The sequence below is a fragment of the Granulicella sp. L56 genome (assembly GCF_009765835.1).
In the GTDB taxonomy this organism is placed as follows: Bacteria; Acidobacteriota; Terriglobia; order Terriglobales; family Acidobacteriaceae; genus Edaphobacter.
Genome location: NZ_LMUS01000004.1, coordinates 49,313 through 62,851 on the forward strand (window position 1 = coordinate 49,313; position 13,539 = coordinate 62,851).

Below are 13,539 nucleotides of genomic sequence, written 5' to 3' on the forward strand. Positions count from 1 at the left end.
TTTTCTGAAGGAGCAGCCACTTGATATGCTGATATTTGTGCGTAGCCCTCGATCCATCGTCCAGTTTGCCCTGCTCCCCGCCCTTCTCCTTCCCGTGATGCTCACCGGCTGCACCCATACCTCGACGCCGAGCCAAGCGGAAGTGCGGGCGATTGCCGCCGAACAACAGGAGGAAGCTGCCCAGGCGAAGCAGGAGATGGAGGCCATTCCGATGCCATCGAAGGCGCAGTACATGGCGGTCAAGAGTCTCAATCTCTGGCAGAATCCTTACCTGACGGTTCAGGGCGGCATGGTGACGGTGCATGTAATGATCGCGGACGCCAATACCAGCGATCTCGGCAAGGGCGGCCTGCTGCGTCCCATGGGCGCGCGACGACGCGATTTGAATGTGCGGTTGACCGAACTCTCCGCTGCGCTCAATGCGATACCGCAAAGCTCATGGCCCTATGGCCGCGTGATCGCGGTGGAAGAGGCGCACGAGGTCCCGGTCAAAGCACGTCCCCAGGTCCGCCGTAATGTGGAGACGGTGGTCAATACTCTGAACAATCTCGGCATTGTCGTGTATGACTGGAGCGATTCGGGAAAGAGCTAGGCTCTTTATTGCTTAGCTCTTTGAATACGTGCAGTCGAATCCACCGGCAAGCCTAAGACGGATGGAATGCATCTTACCTATACGAAAGATGTCGAGGTGACGAGTGGGTGAGATGGGTGAGGAAAGAAAGACTGAATTTGGGAAGTCGTTAGTCAAGGGCCTGGTAGCTGGCTTGATTGGAGGACTTGTCGCCACGGCAGCGAAGACGATGATGGAGAGAGTCTATCCTCCGCGCACGCACGGAGAGCCTGAGCCTCCGTCGATGCTTGCCGAAAAGCTGGCTGGGCACGAACTGACGACAGGCCAAAAAGCCGTTGCCACAGAGACGATCCATTGGGGATTCGGCGCGTTGACCGGCGCAGCCTACGGAGCTCTGGCTGAGTTTTATCCGGCAGCAACCGCAAAAGACGGCGCAGGGTTTGGCATGGCGCTGGCTTCGTTGACCCATGAAGGAGCGCTGCCCGCGATGGGATTGTCCGCGCCACCAGAGCAACAGACCACCCGGGAGCGCACCAGCGAGATGGCGTCTCACGCAGTGTTTGGCGTGGTAACGGAGACAGTGCGGCGAGTGGTGCGAAAGATCCTGCGATAAACCTCTCGGACTAACGTGAGGCTACTCGCCCCAATGCTCTGATCGCAGCGGGGCCGACGACTCGAGCCTTGACGCCGATTGCGAGTCGATGGGTGGGGCGAGACTGCGGTTGAGAGCCATCTGCCCATGGCACAGCACGAAGCAAACCCAATACACAACGGAAGAACTGTGATGTTGAGAAGTCTCTGTCAGGTAAAAGACAACTCCGACAAAAAGCAGAATGATAGGGCCTGTCTTCGCTACCCAACTCTCTGAATATTTGCGGATTGAACGAAGCTGTTCCTCATTCCAGCGTTCCAACCGGATGCCACAAGTAAGTTCCTGTTGCGCCCACCAGCCAAGATAACCGCCGCCGCCGAAAAACATGCACATCACGATGAGGTGCGAGATGAAGCTGAAGCCGAGGAATCCGCCATTGCAATCACCTCTATAGTGGCTTCCGTGCGGTACGACAAGAAAAGCGCTTGCCACGATAAGAGTGCCCAGAATAATGAGTCCAACAAGTTGCGCGGGAGTGGCCTTCGAGCGCTTCATGGAAGCAATATAGCACTGGCGAGCTTTGAATCTGCGATCTAGACGCCCTTTTTCATCGGTTCCCAGATGAACTTGTGAATCTGGAGCGAAAGGCGGGCGTCGAGGCCATCAGCCAGCATCCATTCAACTAATTTTCGCGGGTCGAGCGCCATGTTGTCTGCCGTGCGCTGCGGACTGGGTGTCTGCTGGAAAGCCGGGCTGAGCAATATGCCTCCAGCCTTGCTGTTCAGATCATGCTGGCGGATGAAGTCGCGGGCAAACTCATAGTCTTCGCGGTTGGTGATGACGAACTTCACCTCGTCACCTTTGGTGAGGGCTTCGAGGTTTTCAAGACGGAAGCTATTAGCCGCCGCGCCTGCACCGGGGGATTTCACGTCAACGATCTTGTGCACAGCTTTGGGCACTTCCGCCAATGGTCGTTCACCGGAGGTTTCGATCATCAATGTGTAATCCTGTGCGAGCAGCCGCTGCATCAGCGGCAGAAGCTCCTTCGCCTGCAACATCGGCTCGCCACCCGTGAACTCAATCAGCCTGCACGGGGTGAGCGCCTCGATCTGGGTAACGATCTCATCCTCGCTAAAGGGCTTGCCGCCGCTGAAGGTGTACTCGGAGTCGCACCAGGCGCAGCGGAGATTGCACCCCGCGAGCCGGACGAAGATGCAGGGGAGTCCTGCGAAGGATGACTCGCCCTGAACGGATTTGTAGAGTTCGATTAAGTGCATTTCGAGAGGGCTTATTCGTAATAACGGGCGAAGCTGGTGTCGGTCTCGTAGAGAGTGCAGTCCTTGATGCGAACGCGGCCCCCGGTCATGTCGTGGAGCTGCTTCGCTGTCTCCTGATAGAAGTAGCGAGCGAGATTCTCAGCCGACGGATTGACCGTCGTGAAAGGCTCAAGGTCGTTGATCATCTGGTGGTCGAGATAGTCGACGACCGGACGCATGACCTGCTTGAGCAGCTTGAAGTCGAGCAGGAGACCGGCTTCGTCGAGGTCGGGTCCGATCAGCGTGACGAAGACTTTGTAGTTGTGGCCGTGCGGGTTCTCGCACTTGCCGCGATAGTTGCGGAGGTAGTGGCCGGAGGAAAAACCGGCTTCTACGGTGACTTCGAACATGGTTCTACGATCCCTTCAACGGCCGCGTCAGGCTGGATTTGGAGCTGGAGTAACGCGGCTTTCGGCGTGATTTACGCCTTCTAAAGCCTGTTAACTTCATTGTACCGTCTTCGAGCGGCCTAATGCTTTTTGCGCTGCTGGCGGCGCTGCTCGTCGGTGTGGCGCTCGGCCTGCTCGAAGAGCGAAGAAAGCACGGCAGCGAGCGAGACGACCATGCTGATAAAGAAGAGCGCAAGGCCCATCGTCCGCCAAAGTGACGTGTCGCCCGGAGAGCCCGGTTGCTGCGCAATATTGGTATAGGAGATCCCGAAAGAGATCATCGCAAAGACCAGCAGCGTTCCGGCAAGGATGTAAAGATTACGGCCCATATGAATAGCTTCATTTTACGGCTGGCAGAGCCTTTCTCATTTCGTAAACTAAAGAAATGAAGAAAGTCCGCTCTCCGCTATACGTCACCACGCTCATCGCGGGCGCTTTTTTCATGGAGAATCTGGACGGCACGATTATCGCCACGGCGCTGCCACAGATGTCGCACAGCTTTCACGTCAGCGCGGTCAGTCTGAACATCGGAATGACGGCATATCTGCTGACTCTAGCAGTCTTTATTCCTATTAGCGGATGGGTGGCCGACCGCGTTGGCTCTCGCACTGTCTTTGCCGCAGCGATCGGTGTCTTTACGCTGGCTTCCTTGCTCTGCGGCGTGTCGCACACGCTTACGCAGTTCACGCTGATGCGCATTCTGCAGGGCATCGGCGGAGCGATGATGGTGCCGGTGGGACGGCTAGTCGTGCTGCGCAGCACTCCGAAAGACCAGCTCGCCCAGGCCATCGCGTACATCAGTTGGCCAGGCTTGACCGCGCTCGTGATCGGGCCGCCTCTGGGCGGCTTCATCACAACCTACATGAGCTGGCACTGGATCTTTTTCCTTAACCTGCCCCTTGGCATTCTGGCCCTCATTCTGACCATGCTCTGGGTCGAGAACGTACGCACGGACGAGGTGCATCCCTTCGATTGGCTCACCTTCCTGTTGGCCGGCTCTGCCTCTACCGGAGTCGTATACGCCATGGAGAAGCTCGGAGCAGAGGGAGTGCACTGGCAGTTGCCCACCTTCATCCTTGCGCTCAGCGTATTGAGCGGAACCCTCGCGACCTTCTCTGCCCGCCGCAACCCGGCTACCTCTCTAATTGACCTCGAATCCCTGAGGATGAAGACCTACTCGCTCTCGGTCTACGGAGCAAGCGCCTTCCGCATTTCCGTCTCGGTACTGCCATTTCTGCTGCCGCTGATGTTTCAGATATCGTTCGGCCTGAATGCCTTTCGATCGGGTGTCTATCTGCTCGCGCTCTTCGCCGGAGACCTGAGCATGAAGGCCTTTGTCATCCAGGTACTTCGCCGCTTCGGATTCCGCAACATCCTCATCGTCAATGGCGTGATTACCGCAGCATCCATGGCCCTTTGCGCGATCCTGAGCCCCGTAACGCCACCTATCTTGATCGTCTCCATCCTATTTTTCCACGGCGCCTGTCGATCCATGGAGTTCACCTGCATGACGACGCTCGCGTACTCAGAGATTCCGTCCAATAGGATGAGCCGTGCCAATGGATTTCTCAGCGCCGTCATGCAGCTCGGCATGGGCATGGGGGTCGCAGTTGGGGCGATCACATTGCGGCTGGTCGCCCATGCGCATGGCCACTCCGCTGCTACGCCGCAGCTTCGCGACTTTCACTACGCCATTCTCTTCATGGCCGTTCTCGCCCTTGGACCTGTCTTCAACAGCATCGGCCTGCCACATGATGCAGGCGCTACCACCAGCGGGCATCGTCCGCAGGAGTTGGAAGTAAACCCCGCCTAAGCGTGTCTTCGTGGGAAGTAGCCTACTGCTTGAGAGTGACTATCTTTTCGCCCGAGGCCGCGAAGAACTCCTCGACGTCGGTAATCTCCTGCGTAAGCCGATACGGCGGCAGGCTTTCGAGGAATATGCGGCCGTAGCGCTGACGCTGGATGCGCGGGTCGAGCAGCACCAGAACACCGCGGTCGTCGAGCGAACGAATGAGGCGGCCAAAGCCTTGCTTGAGCGTGATGACAGCGTTAGGCACCTGATAGTCGAAGAAAGGCTTTCCGCCAAGCGCTTCGATGGCCTCCATGCGCGCCTTGACGACGGGATCGTTAGGCACAGCAAACGGCAGCCGGTCGATAATGACGCAGCTTAGCTGCTCGCCCTGCACGTCTACTCCCTGCCAAAAACTCGAGGTGCCGAAGAGCACCGCGTTGGGCGTGTCGCGAAACTGCTGCAGAAGAACATGCCGCGGCGCTGTGCCGTGAAGCAGCAGCTTATAAGGCAGTTCAGCAAGCAGGCGGTCATGGGTCTCGCGCATCTGCTTATAACTCGTGAACAGGCAGAAGGCGCGGCCTTTGGTGATCTCGAGCACGCGGCGGATGCGTTCGGTCGCCTTGAGAGGAAAGTCAGGCTCGCGCGGATCAGGCATGTTCGGCGGCAGATAGAGCAACGCCTGCTTCTCGTAGTTGAAGTGCGAAGGAACGACGAGTTCGCGGGCGCTGGTCAGTCCCAGCCGCTTGCGAATATGGTCGAATCCTCCTGAAACCGTGAGCGTAGCCGAGGTCAGCACGACGCTGGAGTAGGTATCGAAGAGCGACGTGGTGAGCAGCTCGGAGACATCGATCGGCGTGGCCTGCAGATGCGTATGAACCGCCGCCGGAGCGGCCCCGCCACGAGCCAGATTACGAACGCCACTTCCTGCGCGACGCTCGATCCAGAAGACCGTGTTGCGGTCGGAAGATTCGAGCAGAAACGCAAGGTGTGCGCGAATGTCTGCGGTGCGTTTGCGCAGGCCGGGAATCTCTTCGATATTTTTAACGCACTCAAGTTCGCCCTCGAGTCGCGTCAGCGCATTGAGCGTAGCGGTATAGGTGTCCCCGCTCTCTTCGAGAAAGGCTTCACGATCTTCAAACGGCATTCGTCCGATTGCCGGAGCGCCAAAGCTATCCTCGCTAGGCAGCGCGGCGAAGAAGCGATGGGCGCGCTCTTTGACGTTGACACTGGCGTTGACGATGGAAGACGAGAAGGCCTCCCTGCTCTTGAGCATCGTCTCGATGTCGCGGGTTAACTCGTCAAAGCGCTGAGTGCTGAGGCCAATACCAAAATAGTTTGAGGCAATCTCTTCCAGCTCATGCGCCTCATCGAAGATGACGACTCCGGCCTCGGGCAGGATGCCCGCGTCAGGCGCGTTCGCAGCCTGCTGCTTGATACTCAGGTCGGCGAAGAAGAGATGGTGGTTGACGATGACAATGTCTGATTCAAGCGCTTTGCGGCGCATGTTAGTGACGAAGCAGCGCTCCCAGTCGGGGCAGGTCTGCCCGAGACAGGCCTCGGTGCGGGCGTCGAGCTTGCTCCACAGCGCAGAGGTTTCGGGCAACGCGTCGATCTCGGCGCGATCTCCGGTCTCGGTAGTCTTCTCCCACTGCGACAGGATGTGAAACTGGCTTATCTCTTCAAGGCCATTGAGCAGCGGGCTATCGCGGAGGGCGTAGAGCTTGTGGCGGCAGAGGTAATTGCTGCGGCCCTTCATGTAGCAAACCTTCAGCGGGCCAAGCAGAGATTCAAGAAAGGGAACGTCCTTGAAAAAAAGCTGCTCCTGAAGATTTTTCGTTCCGGTGGAGATAATGACCCGCTGCTGACGCTCCCGGGCAAGCCGCAGAGCAGGCAGCAGATACGCTAACGTCTTTCCCGTTCCCGTCCCCGCTTCGACGATCAGATGGCGCTTCTCCTTGAATGCCTTTTCGATGGCGCGTGCCATCTCGTACTGTCCCTTGCGGTGCTCGAAGGCGAGCGATGAACGGGCCAGCGTGCCTCCAGGAGAGAAAAAATCGTGCAGGTTCGGCAGATTCTCTGGCGGAGCAGGCGTGATCGAGATGGGAATTGTCGTGGACAATGTATGGTTTGCGCGAGATAGGGCGGCACAGACGAGCTACGCTTTCTATAATAGAAGCGTAGCGAAGAATTAGCGTAATTGCCTTGCGCCTTACAGGGTGTGTGGGAGAAAGATGGACATTCACCGTGGCTCAAAAAGACGATAGGAAGCGGCTGGGCAAAAAACACAGACAGGCAAAGACCCGTCCCAAAAAGGGCCGAGCGCCGAGAGTCGCTCCAACCACAGGAGCCGTAGACCCGCGCAAGCGCAAGGTGCTGGCCACAAAGAAGGCAGCGGCGGCCAAGGCCAAGCTGGTGTCGAAGCGGTCTCCGGAGTTCGAGACCAAGAAGACGCTGCGGACCGCGCAAAGTACGCGACCCGCCGATGGAATCGTTGGCCGACAGACGCCTCGTTCCTCCAACGTTGCCGGAAGGGAAAACATCGGCGAGGACGACTGGCGCGAAGCCGAGGCAATCGCTGCGCAGTTGTCGACCGTAACCGAGAGCGCGGAAGCACAGGAGCTGCCGCTGATTGCCGTCTGCGGCCGGCCGAATGTAGGCAAAAGCACGCTGTTCAACCGCCTGACAGGATCGCGCCGTTCGATTGTCGGCGACGAGCCCGGAATCACTCGCGACCGCATCTATGGCGAGATCGAGTGGGCGGGACGCGATGCACGCATCGTCGATACTGGCGGAGTTGTGCCGGACGATGAGGCGCTGATTCCCAGCGAGATCTTCCGTCAAGCACAGGTCGCGCTCGAAGAAGCGGATTCGATCGTCATGGTCGTCGATGGACGAACAGAGCTGGCTTCGCCCGACATGGAGCTGGCAAGATTGCTGCTGCGCGGCGGCAAGCCGGTATTTCTGGCGGTGAACAAGATGGACACCGAGGCCATGCAGTCGCAGGCAGAGAACTTCCGGCGACTCGGCTTCCGCAATGTGCTGGCTATTTCGGCGGAGCATGGCAGCGGCATCGGCGATCTGCTCGATGAGGTGTTCGCTTCGCTGCCTCCTGAAGAGGTGGACGAAGAGCCGACCGAGGTCATGCTCACCGCGGAAGACGAGATGACCGAGGACGAAGATGGACCGCAGCCAATCCGTAAGCTGCGCACGCATGGCGACTATGTCCAGAAGGAGACCAAGATCGCCATCATCGGCAGGCCGAACGTCGGCAAGAGCACGCTGCTGAATGCGCTGACAGGCACCGACCGCGCGATTGTCTCGCCGATTGCTGGAACCACGCGCGATGCGGTCGATGAGGTTGTGGAACGCGGCGGACACAGCTTCCGCTTTGTCGATACCGCAGGCATTCGCCGCAAGGGCAAGACCAAGCTGATGGCCGAGAAGCTCTCCGTCGTGATGGCGCGCAAGCACCTCGAAGCTGCGGACGTTTCGCTGCTGGTCATCGATGCGGTCGAAGGCGTAACCGCGCTGGACGCGAACATCGGCGGCTACGCGCATGAGAGCGGGCGCAGCGTCATCATCGTGGTCAATAAGTGGGACCTGATGACGACGGCGCGGAACGACGGCAAACCGCCTGCCGATATCAAGATCTACGAGCAGCAGGTTCGGGATGCGCTGAAGTATCTGGAATATGCTCCGCTGCTGTTTATCTCTGCATCAGAGGGCATGAATATCGAGTCGGTGTTCAAGAAGGTGGAGCTGGTTTCGCGGGAGCGGCGCAAGCGCGTGACGACAGGACAGATGAATCGCTTTCTCGAAAAGGTCGACTTCCAGAAGGCTTCCGTGCCGATGAACAAGCGCGTGCGGATTTACTACATGACGCAGGCTGCGGTTGCTCCGCCGACGTTTGTGCTCTTCACCGACAAGGATGTGAAGATGCACTTCTCGTTCGAGCGGTTTCTGGCAAATCAGATTCGGGACAACTTCGGGTTTATCGGATCGCCGATCTGGTTCAAGATCAAGGCGCGGAACAAGAAGAAGGCGGATAGCTAGTAGGCCAATTCCGAAGATGAACCCGGACCTGCCGGTGTGGGGGGCAGGTCTGGAAATAACGGTGGAGGGGGGAAGTCCGGAGCGGGTGGCTCGAGAAGATCTCCAAGCAGAGGGTAGCGACCGCCAAGGAAGTAGAGCGCGTAGTTCTGGTAGAACATGTGCGCGCAACCCAGCACACCGATGACGATGTAAAAGAGAACGACGATCACGGCAACGCCGAGCATAATGCCGCCGCCGATGAGAAGCAGATGGCCAACGGGACCGAGGGATCGGAACATGAACCATCCCAGGAGCGCCAAAAGGGCGAACGGAATGAGCGCCACCAACTCCGCAAGCATGATGATGACCTGCACGATCGCCATCCCAGCTATAGCGAACAGCACCTTGAAGATGGTGTAGAGAAGGACCTGACCCGGCTCTGCTTTGATGAGTTGAAAGAATCGACCAAGAGCCTCGGAGATAGAGGCTTCTTCCAAGGCGATCGAGGGCAGGGCGAAGTCGCTGAGGAGCGATGAAGACAGCATGAGAATGGCGATGGGAGCAAAGAGGCAGACGTAAAAGAGAAAGAGACTGGCGAACATCTCCGGCGATGGGGGTTGGCCAGGCTGGATGGTCATATGCGTGATCAACGAGCGGAACGCATAGAAGATGGGAGTGGCGAAGATGGCCGTGACGACGATGCTAAGAATAAATTTCAAGCCAAGCCACGGCCAGGTGCGCGAACTATATCTCTTCCACAATGGAGCGACTTTCGTACTCTTCTCGGCGGCGATGGCGAAGAGTACGAACTGCAATCGCGATCCCAGATAGAAGAACAAAAACAGGACTGCAGCAGTGAAGAGGCCGAAGGCAGCGGTTGCAAGGCCGAAATGAACGCCTTGCTCGCTGGCGGGTCTGGGTACTGCGAAAAAGATGAGGGGATATGGAATGAAGGCTAGTCCCATTGCGCTGAGGTAAGCGACTGCGGCTAGTTTCCACGACCGTCCCTTGCGGAAGGGCCGAAAGAGGATTGTTCTGGTGCGCTGAATTGCTGGGTTGATCGCTTCACTGGCCGAGAGCTGTCGCATGATTGAGTGCGATGAGGGTACCTCAGGTTTTTCAGTTTGAGAAGAAATTTATGCGAAGGGGTGCGGACGGTCGTCCTATATAAGTTGCATTCTCCTTGGATTAGTGGATAAATGGGTGTCTCCCCATAGGGCCCTGAGATTTCAGGCTGTCTTATTGAAGGTGCTACCGGGCCCGGGATCCATTTCCGAATCTAGAGAAATTCAGGAGAGTGCCATGAATGTCATGGGCATCGTTACAGACTTGATTGCTGGCGGCGTCGGCGGAAATATTGCGGGTGCGGCTTTGAAGAAGATTAACCTTGGCCCTGTTGGAAATTCGATCGCGGGAGCCATTGGGGGTGCCGGGGGCGGCCAACTATTGAGCCTGTTAACGGCGGGTGGCGCGGCGGCTACGGCGGCGGCGACTACGGGCGGGGGAACGGACCTGTCCTCGATCCTGGGAAATGTGGTTGGCGGCGGTGTCGGAGGGGCGATTCTCATGGCGATCGTGGGACTAATCAAGACGAAGATGAGTACCAGTACGGTTTAGCCGTAGAGATTTAATGACGAAGTAATCCACTCTCTCCATGCGGCCAGGGCTCGGTCGCATTGGAGTTTGTGGCGTTCTTTTTTGTCGCGGATTTTTTTACGTAGCTCTTCTTCGAGCGGCACCAGCAGGTCGAAGGTGATGTTGGCGGGTTGAAAACGCTTGCCTTCGGCGTGGGTGATGTAGTGGGTGAGACTGCCGTTGGCGCTGGCTCGGGGCGCGGGTGTGGGCGCGTTGCCGTGGGCGAGGGACGCAGCGTAGCGTCCGGCGAGCATACCTGAGGCGATGGATTCGGTGTAGCCTTCAACTCCGCTGAGCTGTCCCGCGATCATGACGCTGGGGTGGGCTTTGAGCTGCAGGGTTTCGGTGAGCAGCGTAGGAGCGTTGATGTAGGTGTTGCGGTGGATCTGGCCGTAGCGCAGAAAGGTCGCGTTTTCGAGGCCGGGGATCAGCTTGAGGACTCGATTTTGTTCGCCGAACTTCAGGTGATTCTGAAAGCCGACGAGGTTATAGCTGTCGGCGCGGAGGTTCTCCTGGCGGAGCTGGACGACGGCGTAGGGCCAGCGGCCGGTTTTGGGGTCGGTGAGACCGACGGGCTTCATGGGGCCGAAGCGAAGGGTGTCGCGGCCGCGGCGGGCGGTCTCTTCGATGGGCAGGCAGCCCTCGAAGTATTGCAGCTTCTCCCACTCCTTCGACTCGACGTTCTCGGCGGTGGTGAGGGCGTCGAGGAAGGTCTCGTACTCTTCTTTGGTGAAGGGGCAGTTAATGTAGTCTGCAGTGCCTTTGTCGTAGCGGGCGGCGAAGTAGACGCGGTCCATGTTGATGGTGCTGGCGTCGACGATGGGGCTGATGCTGTCGTAGAAGGCGAGGTAGTCGGAGCCGGTGAGGCGTTGCAACTCGGCAGCGAGCGCCGGTGATGTCAACGGGCCGCTGGCGAGGATGGTGATCGTGTTGGGATCGTTCTCGTCGAGGTGCGTGACCTCTTCGCGGTGGACGGTGATGCGAGGCTCGGCGGCGATGCGTTCGGCTACGCGTTTGGAAAATTCGACGCGGTCTACGGCGAGGGCGTGTCCGGCGGGAACGGCTGAGGCGTCGGCTTCGACGAGCAGGATGGAACCGGCGCGGCGCATCTCCTGCTTGAGCAGCCAGGGAGCGGTGTTTTCGCTCTCGGACTTGAGGGAGTTGGAGCAGACGAGTTCGGCGAAGTCGCTGGTCTGGTGCGCCTCGGTCGAGCGCGTCGGGCGCATCTCGTAGAGATCGACCTCGCAGCCGAAACGGGCGGCTTGGAGCGCAGCTTCGGGACCGGCGAGACCTCCGCCGATGACTTTGATTCGCTTTGGTGCTCGTTCTGCCAAGGTCCCCCCCTCCCTCTACTTTTCCTGCAAAGTCTTCGAAACAGATACTTTAGGTCTAGACTAGATCGCCAAAGTATTGATTTTACGCGAGACCAATCCGCAAAGTATTCGATCTAAACTAGTTAGAGACACGAAAACGTGAATGCCCATGGCGAAAGATGTTGGGTTTTGGTCTTGCCCCTTCTTTATTATACGGGGCACGTCAAGGTTGCTGGGGGAGACAATACGAGTCGAATGGCCGTAGGGTGTCGAGATCCGGAAGGCCATTCCGGAAGGCCATATAGATGTTCGATGTCGGTTCGGTCGTAGACAATTCATAGTCTAATGCGTTCCGGAACAACCATCGAGCGGGCTTTCAGCCCTCATCTTTGGCAACAGGATCATGGGGCTTCGCCCCATGCTGGTATTGATCGCGCCGTTGACGCTTGCGGCATCGCGTTGGAGTAGGCAATGAAGTGAAACGAAGCCTAGAAATGTAGGTGAAACGGGGTTATGGTAGTCTGGGTTCCCTCCCCGATATCTCAAAGGCACCACTTTGTTTCCGAGGAGGGAACTATGCACATTTCATTGGGCAAAAATAAGCCGACGTCCGCTATGGGACGCCGGGTAGCTGCGCGCGTGGCTTCACGCTCCAACGTCATTCTTTCGGCCTTGCTGGTGCTGGCAACGAGTGTTGCCCTGGCTCCGGCGGCGAGGGCTGACTCTTACAACTTCGATTTCAGCGGCGGCGGTCTCAACGCCTCCGGGGTGATCACGGTTTCGAATGCAACGGTCCCCGGAGTGCCCGGCGCGTTGCAGGTTACGGGAATCAGCGGTACCTTCTCGGACTCGAACCTTGGCCTCACCAACGCGGCGATTACCGGGTTGGTGGCCACTTCGCTACCTTCGGGCATCAATCCCGACGGCACCTTTATTCCGCCCGGCCAGGCATCTGGCGGCTCTGGTTTCTCCTATGACAACCTGTTTTTTCCGGCAGGAGACTCGCCTGCGGTATGCCCTCCAGATCCCACTGATCCGAATGGGGAGTACCCCTTTGGTGGTGGCCAGCTCGACATCTATGGCCTGCTGTTCAATGTCGCGGGCGGCTACAACGTCGACGTGTGGAGCAATGGCGTGCTGCCGGGGCTTGGTTTGAGCTATGGCGCGGGTGATTCGCTCAATGGAACAGTGCTCACCACCTTCGGAGAGCCGTTTGCCGGTACGAGCGTCAACTTTGCCGCCTCGCCGATTCCGGAACCGGGTTCTCTGATACTGCTGGGCACCGGGATGCTTGGACTGGTAGGCACCCTGCGGCGCAGGATGGCCGCATAAGGCTGGCATAATCGGGCAAGATCGACCACGGATGACGCGGATCGACTCGGATGAGAATTTTAATCCGGGTTCGTCTGCTTCATCCGTGGTCGTCGCTTTTACCGTTGCTATAAGTGCTTATCCTTCAGATGCTGAAGCAGGCGGCAGACAATTCTTGACCATCCCGTCAGACTTCCGTAGACTTAGAGATTGCAGGGGATGGGTCGGGCTGTGTCTATAGCCAGCCTCCGGCCTGCATCCTAAATTCCCCGACAAATGACGGGTTAGAGAAAAGAGTTCAGTAATGGCAAATCATGTTTCCTCGTTGAAGCGCGCACGTCAGACCGAAACCAAGACCGCGATCAACCGCGCCAACAAGAGCAAGCTGCGCGGCACCCTGCGTACCCTGCGTGAGGCCATCGCCGCTGGCGACGCCAAGACGCTCGGCGAGGTCTATCGCTCGACCGTGTCCGTGCTTGACAAGAGCGTCCAGAAGGGCGTTCTGCATAAGAACACCGCCAGCCGCTACAAGAGCCGCCTCAACGCCCGCGTCAAGGCTGTGGCGACCACCAAGGCTGCCTAAGCACT

General features: G+C 58.2%; 14 protein-coding genes. 7 read left to right on the top strand and 7 right to left on the bottom strand.

What is annotated here, in order from left to right; translation table 11 throughout:
- The first annotated feature begins 25 nt into the window (after window positions 1–25).
- Window positions 26–592, top strand: a complete 567-nt coding sequence (locus GSQ81_RS07105; RefSeq protein WP_158910084.1) for a hypothetical protein — start codon at window positions 26–28, stop codon at window positions 590–592.
- A 112-nt stretch (window positions 593–704) separates the two neighbouring features.
- Window positions 705–1,184 (top strand): DUF1440 domain-containing protein, encoded by a 480-nt coding sequence (locus tag GSQ81_RS07110; protein ID WP_158910085.1) that lies wholly within the window; start codon window positions 705–707, stop codon window positions 1,182–1,184.
- A gap of 21 nt (window positions 1,185–1,205) precedes the next feature.
- On the opposite strand, the gene GSQ81_RS07115 is transcribed toward GSQ81_RS07110, so the two are convergent.
- From GSQ81_RS07115 to GSQ81_RS07130, 4 genes are all read right to left on the bottom strand, one after another.
- Window positions 1,206–1,718, bottom strand: a complete 513-nt coding sequence (locus GSQ81_RS07115; protein ID WP_158910086.1) for a hypothetical protein — start codon at window positions 1,716–1,718, stop codon at window positions 1,206–1,208.
- A gap of 38 nt (window positions 1,719–1,756) precedes the next feature.
- Window positions 1,757–2,440 (bottom strand): radical SAM protein, encoded by a 684-nt coding sequence (locus GSQ81_RS07120; protein WP_158910087.1) that lies wholly within the window; start codon window positions 2,438–2,440, stop codon window positions 1,757–1,759.
- Between the two features lie 11 nt (window positions 2,441–2,451).
- Window positions 2,452–2,829, bottom strand: a complete 378-nt coding sequence (gene queD, locus GSQ81_RS07125) for a 6-carboxytetrahydropterin synthase QueD (protein WP_158910088.1) — start codon at window positions 2,827–2,829, stop codon at window positions 2,452–2,454.
- A gap of 119 nt (window positions 2,830–2,948) precedes the next feature.
- On the bottom strand, window positions 2,949–3,197 hold the full coding sequence (locus tag GSQ81_RS07130) for a hypothetical protein (RefSeq protein ID WP_158910089.1): 249 nt from the start codon (window positions 3,195–3,197) through the stop codon (window positions 2,949–2,951).
- A 56-nt stretch (window positions 3,198–3,253) separates the two neighbouring features.
- Between GSQ81_RS07130 and GSQ81_RS07135 the strand changes: the two genes are divergently transcribed.
- Window positions 3,254–4,681, top strand: a complete 1,428-nt coding sequence (locus tag GSQ81_RS07135) for an MFS transporter (protein WP_158910090.1) — start codon at window positions 3,254–3,256, stop codon at window positions 4,679–4,681.
- A gap of 22 nt (window positions 4,682–4,703) precedes the next feature.
- Here the strand turns inward: GSQ81_RS07135 and GSQ81_RS07140 are convergent, their stop codons facing one another.
- Entirely contained in the window at window positions 4,704–6,779 is a 2,076-nt protein-coding gene (locus GSQ81_RS07140; protein ID WP_158910091.1) for an ATP-dependent DNA helicase, read from the bottom strand.
- A 125-nt stretch (window positions 6,780–6,904) separates the two neighbouring features.
- Between GSQ81_RS07140 and der the strand changes: the two genes are divergently transcribed.
- The gene (gene der, locus GSQ81_RS07145) at window positions 6,905–8,713 is read left to right on the top strand and encodes a ribosome biogenesis GTPase Der (RefSeq protein ID WP_158910092.1); all 1,809 of its coding nucleotides are present in this window, start codon (window positions 6,905–6,907) and stop codon (window positions 8,711–8,713) included.
- Here der and GSQ81_RS07150 read toward each other — a convergent pair.
- Window positions 8,710–9,780: a hypothetical protein gene (locus tag GSQ81_RS07150; protein WP_158910093.1), complete on the bottom strand. Its 1,071-nt coding sequence runs from the start codon at window positions 9,778–9,780 to the stop codon at window positions 8,710–8,712. The genes der and GSQ81_RS07150 overlap by 4 nt on opposite strands.
- A 214-nt stretch (window positions 9,781–9,994) precedes the next feature.
- Here GSQ81_RS07150 and GSQ81_RS07155 point away from each other — a divergent pair, with 214 nt between their 5' ends.
- Window positions 9,995–10,309 carry a hypothetical protein gene (locus tag GSQ81_RS07155; protein WP_158910094.1) on the top strand — a complete coding sequence of 105 codons (315 nt, stop codon included), beginning with the start codon at window positions 9,995–9,997 and terminating at the stop codon, window positions 10,307–10,309.
- Here the strand turns inward: GSQ81_RS07155 and trmFO are convergent.
- Window positions 10,306–11,661 carry a methylenetetrahydrofolate--tRNA-(uracil(54)-C(5))-methyltransferase (FADH(2)-oxidizing) TrmFO gene (gene trmFO, locus GSQ81_RS07160; RefSeq protein ID WP_158910095.1) on the bottom strand — a complete coding sequence of 452 codons (1,356 nt, stop codon included), beginning with the start codon at window positions 11,659–11,661 and terminating at the stop codon, window positions 10,306–10,308. The two genes, GSQ81_RS07155 and trmFO, sit on opposite strands and share 4 nt — an antisense overlap.
- A gap of 555 nt (window positions 11,662–12,216) precedes the next feature.
- Here trmFO and GSQ81_RS07165 point away from each other — a divergent pair.
- Together GSQ81_RS07165 and rpsT are read left to right on the top strand one after the other, a co-directional pair.
- Window positions 12,217–12,972: a PEP-CTERM sorting domain-containing protein gene (locus tag GSQ81_RS07165; RefSeq protein ID WP_158910096.1), complete on the top strand. Its 756-nt coding sequence runs from the start codon at window positions 12,217–12,219 to the stop codon at window positions 12,970–12,972.
- Between the two features lie 283 nt (window positions 12,973–13,255).
- Window positions 13,256–13,534: a 30S ribosomal protein S20 gene (gene rpsT / locus GSQ81_RS07170; protein WP_158910097.1), complete on the top strand. Its 279-nt coding sequence runs from the start codon at window positions 13,256–13,258 to the stop codon at window positions 13,532–13,534.
- Window positions 13,535–13,539: the final 5 nt, after the last annotated feature.

What these genes read in the sequence shown, in the direction of transcription:
- GSQ81_RS07105 (WP_158910084.1), top strand. Translation starts at nt 26, where the DNA reads ATGCTGATATTTGTGCGTAGCCCTCGATCCATCGTCCAGTTTGCCCTG.
- GSQ81_RS07110 (WP_158910085.1), top strand. Translation starts at nt 705, where the DNA reads ATGGGTGAGGAAAGAAAGACTGAATTTGGGAAGTCGTTAGTCAAGGGC.
- GSQ81_RS07115 (WP_158910086.1), bottom strand. Translation starts at nt 1,718, where the DNA reads ATGAAGCGCTCGAAGGCCACTCCCGCGCAACTTGTTGGACTCATTATT.
- GSQ81_RS07120 (WP_158910087.1), bottom strand. Translation starts at nt 2,440, where the DNA reads ATGCACTTAATCGAACTCTACAAATCCGTTCAGGGCGAGTCATCCTTC.
- queD (WP_158910088.1), bottom strand. Translation starts at nt 2,829, where the DNA reads ATGTTCGAAGTCACCGTAGAAGCCGGTTTTTCCTCCGGCCACTACCTC.
- GSQ81_RS07130 (WP_158910089.1), bottom strand. Translation starts at nt 3,197, where the DNA reads ATGGGCCGTAATCTTTACATCCTTGCCGGAACGCTGCTGGTCTTTGCG.
- GSQ81_RS07135 (WP_158910090.1), top strand. Translation starts at nt 3,254, where the DNA reads ATGAAGAAAGTCCGCTCTCCGCTATACGTCACCACGCTCATCGCGGGC.
- GSQ81_RS07150 (WP_158910093.1), bottom strand. Translation starts at nt 9,780, where the DNA reads ATGCGACAGCTCTCGGCCAGTGAAGCGATCAACCCAGCAATTCAGCGC.
- GSQ81_RS07155 (WP_158910094.1), top strand. Translation starts at nt 9,995, where the DNA reads ATGAATGTCATGGGCATCGTTACAGACTTGATTGCTGGCGGCGTCGGC.
- GSQ81_RS07165 (WP_158910096.1), top strand. Translation starts at nt 12,217, where the DNA reads ATGCACATTTCATTGGGCAAAAATAAGCCGACGTCCGCTATGGGACGC.
- rpsT (WP_158910097.1), top strand. Translation starts at nt 13,256, where the DNA reads ATGGCAAATCATGTTTCCTCGTTGAAGCGCGCACGTCAGACCGAAACC.